Origin of the sequence: Psychrobacillus sp. FSL W7-1457 (assembly GCF_038593405.1) — a bacterium.
Classification (GTDB): domain Bacteria; phylum Bacillota; class Bacilli; order Bacillales_A; family Planococcaceae; genus Psychrobacillus.
Genome location: NZ_CP151993.1, coordinates 906,592 through 923,477, shown reverse-complemented (window position 1 = coordinate 923,477; position 16,886 = coordinate 906,592). Strand labels below are relative to the sequence as shown.

General features: G+C 38.4%; 15 protein-coding genes. 2 read left to right on the top strand and 13 right to left on the bottom strand.

All coding sequences use genetic code 11. From position 1 onward, the window contains the following. Nucleotides 1-6: 6 nt before the first annotated feature. The 6 genes from NSQ95_RS04320 to ytxJ form a co-directional block, all read right to left on the bottom strand. Nucleotides 7-1,503, bottom strand: coding sequence for a long-chain fatty acid--CoA ligase (locus tag NSQ95_RS04320; RefSeq protein ID WP_342560382.1), 1,497 nt, complete (start codon nucleotides 1,501-1,503; stop codon nucleotides 7-9). A gap of 31 nt (nucleotides 1,504-1,534) precedes the next feature. Then, nucleotides 1,535-2,119: a TetR/AcrR family transcriptional regulator gene (locus NSQ95_RS04315; RefSeq protein WP_240949610.1), complete on the bottom strand. Its 585-nt coding sequence runs from the start codon at nucleotides 2,117-2,119 to the stop codon at nucleotides 1,535-1,537. A gap of 21 nt (nucleotides 2,120-2,140) precedes the next feature. Next, nucleotides 2,141-3,289 carry an acyl-CoA dehydrogenase family protein gene (locus NSQ95_RS04310; RefSeq protein WP_342560381.1) on the bottom strand — a complete coding sequence of 383 codons (1,149 nt, stop codon included), beginning with the start codon at nucleotides 3,287-3,289 and terminating at the stop codon, nucleotides 2,141-2,143. Nucleotides 3,290-3,505: 216 nt separating this feature from the next. After that, nucleotides 3,506-5,287 carry a mechanosensitive ion channel gene (locus NSQ95_RS04305; RefSeq protein WP_342560380.1) on the bottom strand — a complete coding sequence of 594 codons (1,782 nt, stop codon included), beginning with the start codon at nucleotides 5,285-5,287 and terminating at the stop codon, nucleotides 3,506-3,508. 367 nt (nucleotides 5,288-5,654) lie between these two features. Then, nucleotides 5,655-6,485, bottom strand: a complete 831-nt coding sequence (locus tag NSQ95_RS04300; protein ID WP_342560379.1) for an STAS domain-containing protein — start codon at nucleotides 6,483-6,485, stop codon at nucleotides 5,655-5,657. Nucleotides 6,486-6,500: 15 nt separating this feature from the next. Further along, the gene (gene ytxJ, locus NSQ95_RS04295) at nucleotides 6,501-6,833 is read right to left on the bottom strand and encodes a bacillithiol system redox-active protein YtxJ (protein ID WP_342560378.1); all 333 of its coding nucleotides are present in this window, start codon (nucleotides 6,831-6,833) and stop codon (nucleotides 6,501-6,503) included. A 222-nt stretch (nucleotides 6,834-7,055) separates the two neighbouring features. On the opposite strand from ytxJ, the gene NSQ95_RS04290 reads away from it, so the two are divergent. Then, nucleotides 7,056-7,538: a YusW family protein gene (locus tag NSQ95_RS04290; protein WP_340884956.1), complete on the top strand. Its 483-nt coding sequence runs from the start codon at nucleotides 7,056-7,058 to the stop codon at nucleotides 7,536-7,538. 145 nt (nucleotides 7,539-7,683) lie between these two features. On the opposite strand, the gene NSQ95_RS04285 is transcribed toward NSQ95_RS04290, so the two are convergent. Together NSQ95_RS04285 and NSQ95_RS04280 are read right to left on the bottom strand one after the other, a co-directional pair. Continuing rightward, nucleotides 7,684-8,151, bottom strand: coding sequence for a divergent PAP2 family protein (locus tag NSQ95_RS04285; protein ID WP_340884958.1), 468 nt, complete (start codon nucleotides 8,149-8,151; stop codon nucleotides 7,684-7,686). 214 nt (nucleotides 8,152-8,365) lie between these two features. Then, nucleotides 8,366-10,471, bottom strand: a complete 2,106-nt coding sequence (locus tag NSQ95_RS04280) for a hypothetical protein (RefSeq protein ID WP_342560377.1) — start codon at nucleotides 10,469-10,471, stop codon at nucleotides 8,366-8,368. A 366-nt stretch (nucleotides 10,472-10,837) separates the two neighbouring features. Here NSQ95_RS04280 and NSQ95_RS04275 point away from each other — a divergent pair, with 366 nt between their 5' ends. Beyond that, nucleotides 10,838-11,176 carry a DUF5658 family protein gene (locus NSQ95_RS04275; protein ID WP_342560376.1) on the top strand — a complete coding sequence of 113 codons (339 nt, stop codon included), beginning with the start codon at nucleotides 10,838-10,840 and terminating at the stop codon, nucleotides 11,174-11,176. A 13-nt stretch (nucleotides 11,177-11,189) separates the two neighbouring features. On the opposite strand, the gene NSQ95_RS04270 is transcribed toward NSQ95_RS04275, so the two are convergent. The 5 genes from NSQ95_RS04270 to NSQ95_RS04250 all read right to left on the bottom strand — a co-directional run bounded on the left by NSQ95_RS04270 (nucleotide 11,190) and on the right by NSQ95_RS04250 (nucleotide 16,799). After that, nucleotides 11,190-12,197 (bottom strand): M23 family metallopeptidase, encoded by a 1,008-nt coding sequence (locus NSQ95_RS04270; RefSeq protein WP_342560375.1) that lies wholly within the window; start codon nucleotides 12,195-12,197, stop codon nucleotides 11,190-11,192. A gap of 98 nt (nucleotides 12,198-12,295) precedes the next feature. Next, the gene (locus NSQ95_RS04265; protein ID WP_342560374.1) at nucleotides 12,296-13,021 is read right to left on the bottom strand and encodes a gamma-glutamyl-gamma-aminobutyrate hydrolase family protein; all 726 of its coding nucleotides are present in this window, start codon (nucleotides 13,019-13,021) and stop codon (nucleotides 12,296-12,298) included. Nucleotides 13,022-13,093: 72 nt separating this feature from the next. After that, on the bottom strand, nucleotides 13,094-14,044 hold the full coding sequence (locus NSQ95_RS04260) for a dipeptidase (RefSeq protein WP_251552680.1): 951 nt from the start codon (nucleotides 14,042-14,044) through the stop codon (nucleotides 13,094-13,096). A 309-nt stretch (nucleotides 14,045-14,353) separates the two neighbouring features. Then, nucleotides 14,354-15,775 (bottom strand): serine hydrolase domain-containing protein, encoded by a 1,422-nt coding sequence (locus tag NSQ95_RS04255; protein WP_342560373.1) that lies wholly within the window; start codon nucleotides 15,773-15,775, stop codon nucleotides 14,354-14,356. Between the two features lie 82 nt (nucleotides 15,776-15,857). After that, entirely contained in the window at nucleotides 15,858-16,799 is a 942-nt protein-coding gene (locus NSQ95_RS04250; RefSeq protein WP_342560372.1) for a bile acid:sodium symporter family protein, read from the bottom strand. Between the last annotated feature and the right edge of the window lie 87 nt (nucleotides 16,800-16,886).

The following is a 16,886-nucleotide window of genomic DNA, read 5'->3' as shown; positions in this document are numbered from 1 at the left end:
TTCCTCCTAACTGTTTCGAAGAGAATTCTTTAAAACCTTTCCACTCGCATTTCTAGGAAGGCTTTCCATAAAGTCGACCTCTACCGGCATTTTAAATTTCGCCAAGCGTTTAGAACAAAATGCCAATATTTCTTCCTCCGTTATCTCATTTCCATCTTTTAAAACAACAAACGCCTTAGGCACTTCCCCATACACTGTGTGAGGGACTCCAACAACTGCCGCCTCTAGCAGCTCGGGAACTTGATAGAGAACTTCTTCCACCTCCACGGGATAAACATTCTCTCCGCCTCGGATAATCATATCCTTCTTTCGATCGACAATATAAAGGAGGCCATCCTCATCAAACCTACCTAAATCTCCGCTATATAACCAACCATTTTGGATTGCCCGATTCGTTTCCTCCTCGTTCTTTAAATAACCTTTCATCACCTGAGGACCCTTCACGACAATTTCTCCTACCTGGCCATGTGGTAACGGATCTCCAAACTCATCAACCACTTGAACTTCTGTCTTCGGTAGTGGCTCTCCTACAGACCCGACCTTATCCAGTGCATAATGGTCCTTTAAGGTTGTTGCTGCAGGAGAATTCTCTGTTTGCCCATAGAGATTTTGAACCTTTACATTTGGGAATAAAGATTTCACCTTTCGAACGAGTTCATAAGGCATTGGAGCTGCACCATAAGTCAATAGCCTCAAACTTGGAAGCTCTATTTGTTTAATCTTTGACGTGTTCAATAAAATACTGTACATCGCAGGTACTCCAAAAAATATAGTAATTTTTTCTTGCTCCATTGTAGTCAACGCCTGCTCCGGAGAAAATGCCTCCTCTATGACAATTGTCCCTCCCGCATAAATGACTGGAATACTAAACACATGACTCGCTGCGCAATGAAATAGCGGTGCAACAATCTGCATTCGATCGCTTTCATTTAGATCCATTGCTTCTCCCCAAATTTGTGCGGTCGCATATACATTTTGAGCAGAAAGCATGACTCCTTTTGGCTTACCAGTTGTACCTGACGTATAAAAAATGACACTTGTCTGTTGTTCATTTATAGCGACTTCTTTCATTACTAAGCTTGAATCTGCAAATATAGCCTCTAGTGTGTTATCCCCACCAACCTGTATGGTGTGTAAAAACCCTTCAAATGTCTCCGGTATTTCATGCAATACAGGTTCCAATCGAACATCATAAACGAGTGCCTTCGCCTCCGAATGCTTGAATATATATTCAATTTCAGGTGCAGCAAGCTTTGTATTGACCGGCATAACTGTAAAACCGCCAAGCTGGCATGCATAATAACAGATTAAAAAGTAATCCGAGTTATTTAAATATAGAGCGATAACATCCTCTCGCTTATAGCCCTTTGCTTGAAAAAAGCCTGCAAGTTGCTTTGCTTTTTCATAAAATGCGGAATAAGTAATCTCTCTTCCATTGAATTGCGTAATAATGTGATTTGGTCGCTCTTTTACGTGTGCTGCCAATTGTTCAGTAATTAACATAATAACCAATCCCCTTTTTAATTGATTAAGCTCACTTCATTACCTTCAATAAATAATCACTATAAATTTGTTGCAATTCTGCTAGAGATTTATCTCCAGCCTTCTTATACCATTGCTGAATCCAATTTAGAGCACCCAATAGCATCATTCGCACAATTTTAGGTTCATTAATATTGAAATCTCCACATTCTATACCAGCAAGAATTACTCGGTCGAACCAGCCCTCGTACTCATTTCTTTTCTTTAAGATGGGATGAAGGTGATCCGTTGAAAATGTTTCATCCGGCTTAATGATCATGTTAAAGGATTCCTTTTCCTTTACTGCATATTTCACATGAATAGCAATCATTTGGCGAAGTCTTACTTCATTGGAAACGTTGGAATGAAAAGCCTCGCGAAGCTCGTCAATTGCCTGCTCAAGTACAAGCTCATGACATCGGAAGATCAAATCCTCCTTATTCCTAAAATAATAGTAGAGTGACCCCTTCGTCATTTGAAGCTCTGCTGCGATTTCTTCCATCGTCGCTCGCTGATGTCCCTTTTCATTCATGATCTTCACAGCAGAAAGTATAATTTCCTCTTTCTTTTTTGTAATTTTATTAGGTGAGATTGCCAAAAGGATTACCTCCTTGCGCATTTACAAATCTAGCTTTTTAGCAATAATCGTCTTCATAATCTCAGTGGTACCTGCGTAAATGCTTGCTACGGGAATATCCCGATATCTTCTAGCAATCTCGTACTCTTCCATATACCCATATCCCCCATGCAAATGTAAGCATTCCGCAGCCACTCGCTTCGCCATTTCACTAATCCACCATTTGGCCATCGCCACTTCCTTCACTAAATCCTCTCCAGCGATGTGGCGAGCGGTTAATGAGTTAATATAAGTTCTCCCGATATCAATTTCCGTTGCCATTTCAGCAATTTTAAACTGGGTATTTTGAAACTTACTGATAGACTGACCAAATGCTTTTCTATTCTTTATGTAATCTAGTGTGATTCGAAGCATTTCCTCCGCTTCTACCTGACATTGAATAGCTACAATCAGCCGTTCCTGCTGAAGGTTTTGCATTAAATAATAAAACCCCTTACCTTCTTCCCCTAGTAAATTATCTACTGGGACTCGAACGTCCTCAAATATCAGCTCACCAGTATCACCGCTATGAATACCGATTTTATCGAGCTTCTTCCCATGCCTGAATCCTTCCATGCCTTTTTCCACGACAAGCAAGCTGATACCTCTATGCGCGGGCTGTGCGGAAGGGTCCGTCTTACAAACGATAATTGCAAAGTCAGCAATCGTCCCATTCGTTATAAACGTCTTTTCTCCATTTAAAATATAATAGTCACCATCGCGACGAGCTGTTGTTTTAATACCCGCCAAATCAGAGCCTGCACCCGGTTCCGTCATACCTATAGCATTGATTAACTCCCCAGTAACGCAACGTGGCAGCCACCTTTGCTTTTGTTCCTCTGTCCCAAGTTCCGCAATGTAAGGGCTTACAATATCCGAGTGAAGACACATACCACTTGCCAACCCTTGACCAACACGCTCGAGTTCCTCCGTTAAAACCATGGAATACGAGAAATCTAATCCTAAACCTCCATAAGCCTCATCAACCCATGGACACAAAAAGCCATTCTCCCCCATCTTCAGCCAAAACGAACGAGGAATTTCTCGCTTCTTCTCCCACTCCTCATAAAAAGGATATGCCTCCTTATCAAGCATTCTCCTTAAAGACTTCCGAAATAGCTCATGCTCCTCTGTCAAAAACGCAGCCTTCACCTACATCCCCTCCTTACTTAGTTCAGAAAATTGTTACTATTAACAATTATACAACCCAAACAAACAAAATAAAACTAAAAATTGAACGCCGTTTAAATTTTTAAAAATTACAGAAAGATTGCAGGTGCCTGGCAACTGCAATCTTTCTGTAATCAATTCTCTTACCTTAGTGACGTAAAAACACCCTAGCAACTTGCATGCTAGGGTGTCTGTGTATTATTTATTTCTGTTATCGTCGTCATTTGAAGGAAGATCATCATATGGATGTAAATCATTTGTTGACGGGATGTTATATCCAGTGCTCGGTGAATCCTCTTCATGAGCCGCATCCATAGGGTTTTCTGTTGGAGTATCTACACCATTTTGTGGTTCGAAGTCTCCGACTGGTTTAACCTCATCGATATGTGGCCCTTTTCCTCTTCTTAAACTTTTTTCTGCTTCTGAAGGATCACGGAAATTTTCTTTGAATGATTCTTTCATTCCCTTAGCTTCCGCTTTATATCTTTCCTTTGAAACGTCTGCGTCTTCGATACTTTTTTCCATTTTACTTAAATAACGAGCTGCGTGCTCACGTCCACCTAGGCCAAATGCTAGACCGAACGCTAAAGCAACTCCACCTAAGATTAGGATAAATGCAGAGTTAATGATGGCTGCTGCAATACCTAACTGACTTAATGCCATGAAAAATGCAAAGGCTAAGATAGCGTACTTAGCAACGTAACGTAGGAAATGCGGAGTACCTGATGAATGCTTCATAACGCTTCCTACTAATTTCTCTACTAAACTTGCTAACCAGAATCCTACTGCCAATATAACAACTGCCGCAAGGACATGTGGTAAATAAGCAAATATCGCTGTTCCAAGAGTAACCATAAACTCTAGTTCTAACACTTGTAGAGCTTCCACTACAAACAATAAAATAATAAACACTTGAACGATAGTACCAATTATTGCTGCAAAGGAAGGAGCGGATCCTCCAGTGGAAGCGAAGCCCATTTTACCAAATATCGAGTTGATGCCAAGGTTTTGTAGTAAAGTAACAACCACATCTTTGACCCACTTAGCAACAACGATTCCTACAAGTACTAGTACTATTGCTACAAAAATCTTAGGCAGCATTGCTAGAATATTATTTAACATTGCAATTGCTGGTTGTGAAATGCCTTGTAAATCTAAAATTTCCAATGCAGTAATGGAAACCGGAATAATGATTAATACAAATACAACGATTCCTACAATCTTAGAAAGACTCGTACCTTCGATAAAACTAGAAAGCTTCATTTTATCTGCAAGCTTATCTGCTCCTGCAGCCTGTAGAAACTTCTCTACTAATGTACGTACAAGCTTAGCTACAAACCAACCAATCGCAAACACGATTGCAGCTGACACTAGCTTAGGTATGAAATTAAAGAAGCTAGCAAGCATACCTTCCAAAGGTCCACTTAATCCATCAATTCCAAGTGCGTTTAGTACTGCTGGAATGAACAATAAAAAGATTAAATAATATGCCACATTTGCAGCAGTATCTGTCCATTTAACTTGGTCTACCTTGGAAGGGTCTCCTCCGGTTTTCATAATGTATTTATTTAGACTAAATCTATTTCCAGTCATCTTAATAACTTTTTTAACAAGCGTAGCTAGAACCCATGCAAACAATAAGATGAGACCAGCTTTCAAAATGTTTAGCACACCACCTGTAATCCCTGAATACATAGAGACAAATGGAGATACTAAATTACCCATATTTAAAATAGAAAAGAACAGGATAAATGCAAAGATTAATACAATAAAGAAAACTACCTTACTAAGAATTTTCTCTACTGACCACTCACCCTTAATATTGCCAAGTCTTTCATTGACACGGTACTTCCTTAAAAGCTTAAAGGTAGCATTTTCTAGTAGCTTAGCTACAAAAAAACCTATTAATAAGACCAATAATGCTAATAAAAGCTCTGGTAAAAAGTGAAGGGTGTTCCTCCAATATAATTCATCAAACATTCCATGTCCTCCTTTGTTTTATAAATGTTCCCAACCTCCATCTACCCCTCCTACGATTCTTCTAAACTAAAGAATTTATCAAAAGGGGAATAATCAGCCTGACACATGCAAATCAAATATCCTATATACTTCCTATTTTTAGGTCCTCTGATTTATGAAATTTCACTTGCACTTTTACTAATGAAAGAAAAAATAGCTATTCTAATCATCATTAAGCTCGCGAAGATTCCATTTCGCTCGCTATGCGCTATTTTATTTGAGAAATTCCTTTGTACTTTTTTCTACAATCCTATTTTTGCATAAATAAAAACTGTAGTAGCTCTATGCCACCACAGCTCTATGAAAGAAGCTAAAGTTATAGTACGACTTACTTATTATTTATACTTTCTATCGCTTGCTTTACACTACCAAAGGTTTGGAAGGAACTAAAATCGATTCCTGCTTTGACAATAACCATGGAAAGATTAGGTCGGATGCCGGTGAACAACACATGAATGCCAAGCAGCTCTAATACATTATGAATGGTGAAAATATGCTGAGCAATTTCCTCGTCAATTGTTAGAATACCTGAAAAATCAATGATTAAAAAATCAATGTCCATGTCAGGAATGGTAGGCAATACATAGGTCAACAAATGCTGTACTCTAATATAATCTATAGACCCAACAAGAGGAAGAACTGCTACTCCATGTTGAATTGGTACGATCGGAGCGCTCAAATCGTTGATTGCTCTTTGATGCTCTATGATCATTTGCTCCCTATGGTCCTCATAGACATGCATTTTATTAACCATCCATACATCAAACAAGTAACTAATTTGACTGTTGATGCTTACAATGCTTTCTGAGGTTACATGTAACGACAAACAAATTTCATTCAGATATTCTAAAAAAATGGTTCTACTTTTAACAGTAGTCGCGATATGGGCAGAAAAGCTTGAAAAATTAGCGATTTCATCACTTCGTACTTCATTGATCCAATGAGCTAATTCCTCTTCAGCGATATTTTTAGGTTTATTAAGCGCTGCTCCTAAAATGGATATAAGTTCTTGATTTCTTTTTTTCGTAGTTATATATGGTTCAATATTTATATTTTCATCCATGCTTTGTGCTTCCGCAACAACACGTTTGGTTAGCTCTTCTCCAATTGTTCCTGCATTTTTTACAAGGTACTCACTCACAGTTAAAATTTCATTCATTTATTTACACACCTTTTAAGAAGATTTCGTGGCGATTGCTAACTCTGTTCGATTGATCTGATGATGAGATGCATTCCAAACAGCTTTCCCGTCTCCGACTAAAAAGACCTGTGGAGACTCATGCTTAACGCCCAAATCACTCTCCATTTCATTTGAAACCGGTCTGCTCTCCCTCACCTTAACTAAATACTTCTCTAATGGCGTGTCAAATGATTCAAATTCTCGAAAAGCCCTCGCACTAATTGGGCAAGTAGTACTGTGTTTTAAAACCAAAATCTTCTGGGCATCAGATAGCTTTAATACATCTTTCCATTCATCAACACTCGTAATTTCCTTATAACTCGTCACAAAAATCACCCTACCCTTTCATCATTCTCCATACCCTATATACTACCCATTAAACCAATATTACTTACTATTATTACAGGTGCCAGGCACCTGTAATAATTGATAGACACTGTCCTAGCTTCTAAAAGTAGTTTTATCCCACTTTTAGGAAAATATTTGTTTAATGTATATTATATTTGGATATTAAAAGAGTAAGTACGAGAACATCAAGGAAGGAGCAACATGATGATAAATAAAAAAAGAGCGTTAATAATTACCTCCATTCTTTCAACTACATTCTTATTAGGAGCTTGCAATGATAACAACGATGAGAATGATGAAAATGTAATGAAATCTGATGTAGTTGAGCCAAACCCAGTTGATGATTCTGCACAAGTTGTTACTAATCCTGAAACAGACTATGGCTTCCAGGAATTTACTATGATTATCGATACTCCAGACAACGAAGATGCTGTCATTGTTGAGTATAAGTTGGACTCATCTTCAGCAGTTTATAAAAATATGCACACGGCTGTAAACACAGAAGGTGAAGGAGCAGCAGAAACACTTGATCCTATCTTTAAAGACTTAAATTTAACGAAAGAAATGAATACGGAGGATGTAGTAGAAGAGGTTTCAAAAGCATTTGAAGTAGAAGACTTCACTGCATTTAACTTAGACATCCAATATGATGATGGTGAAACAAAAAATTACGCAGTCAACTAAAACACTAAAGGCCAAAGCGATTTAACTGATCGCCTTGGCCATTTTTTATTTCCTCTTAAATGTTACAGGTGCCAGGCACCTGTAACATTTCTGACACCACTAACATTTAAGACATCAGTAACATTTCATCCACACTTGTCCCACGTTATCGATCTTCAAGTCTGGCGCAAAGTATTCCAAACACTGTGCCCAGTGTTGCTCCTGCTAGTACTTCTACTGGTTGGTGACCTAGTAATTCCTTTAGTTCCTCTTCTCTTTTTACAACCTCAAAGCTAGGGAAATTACCAGATAGAGCTACAACGTTTTCTTCTAAATCGTTCACTAGCTGAGCGATTTCTCCTGTATGGCGTCTAATACCTTGTGCATCGTACATAACGATTGCTCCAAACACAACTGCTAAAGCTGTTTCCGTGTGGCGGGTGCCTCTGTTTGCTGCTACATATGAAGCTAGAGCTGCAACACCTGCTGAATGAGAGCTTGGCATTCCACCAGTTGTAAAAGCTTGTTTTAAATCCCATTCTCCAGTTATTTTTTTATGGGTAAACACCTTTAATCCTTGAGCCAATCCAATTGCTGATAACGCCGTTATAATCCCTTTATTCATCTTAGCCATCTTCTACCTCCATTGTTCTATGTATTTTGTCCAATTAAATATACCTTATTAAAATACCCAATAACTAGCATAATAACCTTCCTTTCTTTAAGTAAACACTTATTCCATTGACGAAGTTTCCCTATTCTAATAAAATCACGCCTTTACACCCAAATAATAAAAAAATCTCTTTAAGACCACGTGGTCCTAAAGAGATTCTTTCATTCAAATTATATTATTGTTCCTCTTCCTCTACTGCGTCAGGTGCATTCGGTGCAGCGAAAATCACTTGCAAGCCTACCTCTAAGCGCTGGGCTGGAGTGCTGTTGGATACTTCAATTGGCAGCTTAAAGAACTGGCTAGTTAACGAAACGGTTCCAGGCTTTTTGTAGCTAGTGAACTGGAATGGACGCACATCCCATGTAATCGCTACTGTATGCACTTCCCCATCCGAATCAATAATAGTTGTTTGCTTCGGCAATTGAGCAAGAAAATCATCATACGTAATATCTGCAGGAACGGTTAAAGTCTCTAATCGACTAATTGTTTCGAGAGTTACCTCAGACGATACAACAATTTTCACGTATGCAGTTTTCCCTTTCGTAATCACCAATGGATTAGTATCTGCGTTATAAATTGTTTCTTTATAGGATTCCCCAAGCTCAATCTGACTAACACTCATTGAATCTAATGTATCAAAATGAATGGTATAAGAGCCTTCAGGAATATCCTTCATTTGATACACATGTTTTTGATTACTCGGTGTAGTGCCTACTTGATACACTTTATTCGTCTTTTTATTCTTCAAGCTAAAATTACTAATGTTTGTAAAATCCATCTTATTCATAGAGGATGTACTATCTTTGAATAAGCTAATATGTGAGTTGCTTTTTTCTGGCTCTGGAAATATCACTTGAATAGTCATTTCCAGACGTTGTGCTGGCGTACTATTAGATACCTCTAAAGGTAAATCAAAGAATTCACTAGATAAAGTTCTAGTTCCTGGCTTCGTGTAATTTTCAAACTGGAATGGGCGCACATCCCATTTCAATGGAACTGTATGCTCCTGTCCTCTTGAATCTACAATTTTACCTTGCTTTGGAAGTGCAACTACAAAATCATCATAAGAAATATCGAAAGGTACTGTTAAGCTTTCCAACGGTTTAATTTCCTGTAAAGTAATATCTGATTTTAATACAATTTTTACATATGTTGTTTTGTTCTTTGTAATGACTAACGGATTATTAGCAGGATCATATATCGTTTCCTTATACGATTCCCCAAGTTGAATGCTGTCGACTTGGAACACGTCTGGTGTAGTTAGCTCAATCGTATACGATCCAGTCGGAAGATCCTTCATCTGATACACATTCTTTTGATTGTTCGGTGTAGTTCCTACGTTATAAACTTTGTTCGTTTCTTTATTTTTCAAAGCAAAATTCGAAATGGTCGTAAAGTCAATCTTGTTTGTAGATGAGGTACTGTCCTTGAATAAGCTAATTTGTGAAAGTCCCTTGTCCAAATTGACTTTAGCTTTAACAGTAAGCTCTATAGAATGTTCTACCTTTGTGCCGTCCGTTCTTGTAAGTAGCAACACTACTGTCCCTGACTTATCCGCTTGCCCAATTTCAGGCTGTACAATTTTCCCATCTACAACCATTCCTTCAGGTGTAGACAATAAAGTCACCGTATAATCCTCGCCAATTAAAGCAGAAATTTTATTAACTAAAATATCTCCTTCAACTAGTTCTCCAATTGCTGACGGTGTAATTTTTGCAGCCTCTTGTTCAGCAGCTTTTAAATCAGCTGCTTCTTTCGTCAGCTTAGCCGAATTAGTAACCAATGCCTTCTGCTTGTCCGTTAGTTTATTATATTCAGTTAGTGCAACGGTAACTGCTTGTTTATACTGTTTTGCACTAGACTCTTTATTAATTTGATCGATTAGCTCTACAACTTTTGCAGCAATTTTCTTATCTTCCTTAGCTGCTTTTAATGCGATTAAAGCATTCTCTGCATCCACTAATCTAGTTATATCTACTAGCTTCTTCTGTTTTGCTGTTAGCTTTTCATAAGTGGCACGAACCACCTTGATCACTTTTTCATCACTTTCCTTCACCTTTGAAGCGGGCGGCACTACATAAAGCATCGCCATAAATAATTTAGCGACAGTTTGATCAATGATTGAACTTAAAAAAGGAGATTTAATAGAAGTCTTTTTCGCATTTTCTATTTGGATCTGAGCCTTTTCAACCGTTTCAAGTGGAGATGCATAAGCTGCCCCCACAAACGAATTCGAAAGAAGTGATATTACTAATACGATTGCCACAACTAATTTTTTCATAAGCTTCCGATTCCCCCTATTTTTATATAAATCTTTTTAAAATATTTTGCTGCTAAACCATTTCATTCAGCCGCAATATTTTCCAAAGATATACATATTATTTTCAATTCTATCTATCAGTCTATTTAATTTCAAGAAAATTTAGTTTATTAAATATTAGTTTATGATTCTATAGTCCTTCTATTTTATTTGCTAATTCTACAAGAAATAACAAATTATTATTTTATAAGTCATATTTTTAATTTTTTATTTTTTAAAATAGTTAACATTATTTGTATTTCTTAAATTTTATTCCATAAAAAGGGTTAATAAGATTCGAACGTCCTCATACTGATATCAGTTAACTAAAGAAAGGAAGCTGGTCTTATGGACACAAAAATTAAAAGTAAAGCTACAGAACAAAATAGATGGCATTACACAGCCATACTTCTTTTATTGTTAGCTATTTGTGATAGCTTTATCACCCATTTTGGTTTAAGCAACGGATATATAGAAGAAGCCAATCCACTGATGCGTTATATGTATGAAACGAGCATCCTTGGTTTTTTTTCGATTAAAATTATCTTACCGATTTTATTCATATTGATAATTACAAAATTAAAGCCAAATGCCTTTTTACAGTTACTTATAGCGGGAGCACTATTCCTATATGCCTTCGTCTTGTTCAAGCATATTTATTGGATATATGTACTCTTCATTACATAAAAAAATCCAGCAACTACCTAGCTGCTGGATTTAACTTATAGCGAGTTTTCTCTTCCCTTTCCCATTTTTGTAACAAAGGAAAAGGATCATATGCCCATTCCGTGCGACCATTGTATTTGTACATTCCATAATGAAGATGTGGAGCAAACTTACCAGCAGTCCCTTTTTTTCCATATCCAGAGCTGCCTACGTAACCAATGACTGTACCAGGTTCAACAATTTTTCCTTCCTCAATTCCTTTAGCAAACCCTGAAAGATGAGCATAATAATGATACGTATTATTCACATCTCTAATACCAATTCGCCAGCCACCGTAGTCATTCCAGCCCTTGGTTTCCACTATACCGTATGTTGCCGATTTTACTGGAACACCGCTATAGGCAAAAAGATCAGTGCCCTCATGCATTCGTCGTCCACCCCAGCCGCGCTTATCTCCCCAAGTACTGCGATAACTATAATTGTGGCTGATGGCAAGCACAAACGCCCGCTTATCCAGATTTAATACCTCATAGGTCTTATAAATCTTTGCATTCGTCAATATTTGTTTCACCGTTAGATCTTTGTCATAATAGCGCTTTAAAGCCTTTTCAAAATCCTTCTCTGAATGAACTTGGGGGCTTAAATATTGGACAAGCGTGAACATGACATCCTCATCATTTTGGCGATCCGCAATTCCATCATTATCGCCATCTCTTCCTTGACCCTCAAAATAAGAAATGGTTGTCAGATTAGTGTCGTCTCCAAGCGGATTAAGCGGCCCTACCCAAAAATCATCCGTAAATTGTACGGCAACAACACCATCTCGCTCAGGCAAATCTTTCCTTACCTCCTGTATATTCCGCTCATATTGGTCCACTGCAGCCAAGTAATACCATGGTAATGTATCCGTGGAGTACTTTATATAGTATTCCATCCGCTTATCTAGAATTTGCTCGCGCGTGAGCTCTTCGGCAGCCGAAGCCTCGGAGGCAAAAAATAGACATAGAAAGCCGACAGCCATTATTTTAATAAGCAAGCGCATGAATGTTTTACCTCCTTTTTAATTCTTTCATTAGTTTTCCCAAACGAATCAAAATCATGAATGAGAATTAAGCTTTTGAGCAAAATAAAAACGACCGCCTATTGAAAAGACAGTCGTTTACTTGAATTTTTACATGCTTCAATAAATCCTTTAAATATTGCCTCGGATGAATCATCTCCGGTTGTGACTAAGCACTCTGGATGCCATTGAATACCAATAACAAAGGAATGATGTTGACTTTCAAATGCTTCAATTATTCCATCACTTGCAATACCCGAAATTTGATAGCCCTGTGGAATTTTGCGCACCGCCTGATGATGAAAGCTATTTACTTTAATGCGGTCCTTTCCAATAATATGCTTTAACACAGTTCCTTCTCCGAGCTGCACAAAATGAGAAGCATGAGTACGCGGAGCTTTTTGATCATGCTGAAGTAAGGTTGTTTCAATTTGACCATAAATATCCTGATACATATCTCCACCAGCTGCAATACTCATTATCTGAGCACCTCGGCATAGTCCTAAAATTGGTTTATTTTGCTCCAGCATTTTTTTAATAAGCTCAACTTCAAATTCATCTCGTTCTGGGACAATACTTCCGAGACTTCTATGTGGTTCTTCGCCGAAAAGTGTCGGATCAATATCTCCTCCACCTGTTAAAAGTAAACCATCTATTAAGTTTGCAATAGAATCTATCAATTCAGTCTCCATATTCGGCAATACGATTGGAACACCTCCAAATCTTGTTACCGCATGAATGTTATCTGTAGGGACGGAAAGTACAAGCTCCGTTAAATTAGATGAAACACCGATAATTGGTTTCATAGAAACCTCCTTAATATTTTCCTGTATTATACAATTAATTTTGAATTTAGTAAATAATATGAAATTTTAACTTTATTGGATTGCTCGCATATTTAAGAAGTTTTGGTAAGCGAACCCTTTCACCTCATCCTCTGAAAAGCTTTTTAATAGCTCATTGATCAAGACTGGAAAATCGGAGGAATTATGAAGGCCATTTGTATAAAAGTCCATTCCATCAAAATCAGACCCAAGCCCAATTTGCTTTACGCCGCCTAAAGAACAAAGATGTTCTATATGCTTAATAAGCTCTGGAATTTCAGCAGTCTGGTTCCCGTTAATAAAAGGAGGGTAAAAAACTACATGGACATGCCCACCACGTGCAAACATCGCTTTAACTTGGTCATCATTCAAATTTCTCGGGTGCTCACATATAGCAGCAGCATTGGAATGCGAAGCAAAAGGATACTCCGCAAGATTCATCACATCCCAAAATCCTTTCTCACTTAAATGAGAGACATCCGTCAAAACACCATACTCATTATTTAAAAGCACTACCTCCTTACCAAAAAGCGTAAGCCCTCCACCTCTCGGCTCACCTGCTCCATCTGCACATAAATTAGCATTATTCCATGTGAGCCCTATGGATAGCACACCTAACCTGTAAAGCTGACGAAGCTTCATCAGATCATTTCCAAATGCATCAGCACCCTCCAATGCCAAAACCGCGCCAATTTCACCATCCTTTAAACTTTTTAAATCCTCCCATTTCTTTATATGCTTCATTCTCGGATTTTTTCCCAATACCTCTGTATAAAACAAATCTATTTGCTCCAAGGCATATAACCACTTCTGGTCATCTGGCACATTCGGAAAAATAAAAACTGCAAAAAACTGCACAAGGACATCGCCTTCTATCAACCGCACCATATTAGTTTCTAACTCCGGTGCATCAACAAAGCTTAATGGATTTACCTTGTATATTCTTCCTTGCTTAGCTAGCTGTAGCTTCAAAAGCGCATCACAATGCGTATCTACTATTTTCAATTAATTTTCACTCCTTCTCATCGTCATCAAGTTGCTCTGTTTCTAATTGGGAAGATAAACCTTGCTAGTGTTTGGCCCAATTGTCGGTTCATTTAGCTAATCGGTCGGTTTTGTGCCATAATCGGTCGGTTCTTCCACATAATCGGTCGGTCGCCCTGAATTATCGGTCGGTTTTGCCACATAATCGGTCGGTTACCCCGAATAATCGGTCGGTTTTGCCATATAATCGGTCGGTCACCCCGAATAATCGGTCGGTTCTTCCACATAATCGGTCGGTCACCCCGAATTATGGGCTGCTATGCACTACACCTAATCCGAGCTTTTTAATATTTGACGGGAGCTATAGAAAATACGATTTATGTTTCCGTCTGCTCCACTTAGAAACTCAATTAGATTTTCTTGATCCTCTAAAGTTCCGATAAACAAATTACCTTCTACACATTTTAATGGGTTGGGACCACTTGCTGTTAGAATGGCTAGGCGTCCATCCACTATATCCACTCTTACCTTCATCCCTTCTCCAGAAATGAAGGTTCCTTTAAATTTGAAAAGCTTCTCTACTGGCACATCGTGTGTTTGAAAATGCATGTGCTTGGTAGCCGGCTCCCGACCCTCTATGCCATTAAGTGCTCCAAGGAACAGCTTGTCGGATGGAACATCTGCTAGACTGCTTAGTAGCACTCCAGAAATTCCTTTCTCAGGTAAAATTCCCATAAACGAAGAAACTCCCTTCAAGCCCCCACCATGGTTAATAAAGGTAGTCCCAAAGTAATTGGGAATGATTCGTAGACCGTACCCGTAAAATCGTCCTTTTTCGAACTCTACATGTGGATAGACCATCTGCTGTACACTTTCTGGTTGTAGAATTCTATTCTCTCCAGCCATTCCTTCATTTAAAAACATAGCCAGATACTTCAGAATGTCATTTATAGTGGATTTTAAATAACCTGCTGCTCTCATGGAAGGTGCATCCCACCAAAGCGGAGCCTCATATACGTCCACCCCCTCTGCAGAGTAGCGCGACATATAAAGTGTAGTCGCATTTTCTTTCTTCTTTAATTCCTCCAAATCAAAAAAGCTATTATTCATTTGGATTGGCTTTAAAATATGATCCATTACGTACTCTTCATAGGATTGACCACTCACTCGATCAATAATTATTCCTAGAATTCCGTAGCAGTCATTGGAATAGCTGAACTCCTCCCCTGGTTCACCAAGCAGGTCGAAGTCTTGTTTTGCAATGTAATGAAGCAACTCCTCATACGTGTCAATCGCCGGCTCAGGATTGTTCACTAGGTCTAAACCATAATCTTTTGCGGATGGATCCTGATCGATACTACGCTTCCTTGCATAGACATGAGTTGCAATTGGCGGAAGACCCGATGTATGAGTCATCAAATGATGTATTGTAATTCTCTTGGATTTTTCTTCGTCGTGCGTTCGAAAATCTGGTAAATACTTCACCACCTCGTCATGGACAGACAGTTTACCAAGCTCCTGAAGCTGCATAATGGCTACACACGTAAAGGACTTCGTCATGGAGGCTATGCCGAAAATCGTGTCTGCATCGATGGGAAGCTGTTTTTCCACATTTCGATACCCGAAGGCTTTTTCATAGATTCGTTCATTGTTTTGATTAAAAGCAATACCTACCCCAGGGATTTTGTGTTCTTTTATGAGATCCTTTGCATATTGCTCGAATTGCCCCATCATCTCTATTTTATTTACCATTTCTTATCCCCCTTTATTATTATGAAAATATTTTAGCATAATTGAACTGTCAAAAGTCGTAATTATTTGAAAATAAAAATAATTACATTTTTCTGTAGTGACGTTCAATAAAGGAGTTAAACAAGGAAGCAAGAACTTGTTGAAAGAGCATGCCAAGAACAACAGGAATAGCAACTGCTGGCGGGAAGTATGCAGTTGCTAGAACAACTCCCGCGCTTATATTGCGCATCCCTCCAGTAAAGACCATTGCAATTACTGTTTCCTTCCCCTGTTTCAACAATCTCCCCGCTGAAAAAGAAAGAACATAGCCTAAAAAAGCGATGATGATTACAACAATTCCAAGCCCTATTAAAGTAAAGCCTTCCTCTAATAAAAACGGAGCAACTACTGCCCCATTTAGCATTACTACTATTCCCATGCCTACCTTAGAAAACGGAGAAAGCCTAGCACTTAAAATATCGACTACCTTGCCCTTCGTCACCTGATTTAGAATCATTCCTACAATGGAAGGAATAACAATCGTCCAAAGAAGTCCGATCATCATACCGAGTGCATCAATCTCTACTGTCTCCCCTACTAGAAGATGCAGTGTTAATGGAACAATTACAGGAGAAAGAAGCGCTCCTAATAAAATAATCGTAAGTGCCAGCACATTATTTCCCTTTGCCACTGCAACCCAAACAAAGCTAGTAATCCCGGTAGGTATAGACATAGCAAGTACTAGCCCTGTAATCGTTAGCATTTCTCCCGGAAACACGAGATGACCAATTCCAAGCGACAGCAGGGGCATAATAATATGCAAAATGGTGAACGTCACGAAGATTGGAAGTGGATGTAAAACAGCATCCTTGAAGGAAGCGAAATTTGAATTTAGGCTACCTGCAAAGGTCATAAATGCAAAAATCCATGGTATTAGCCATGCTAAATCAACAATGTAATCAGATACTAATACTCCGATTATTACACTGACCGGAATAAAATAAGCCATCGTTTTTTCCAAAAATTTGTTTATGCTGAGCATCATAATCTATCAGTCTCCAATCCTAACGTCACTAAAGAATAACCTTATGTATTTCCTCATATATTGATATATCGGATAATATGGGAGGGC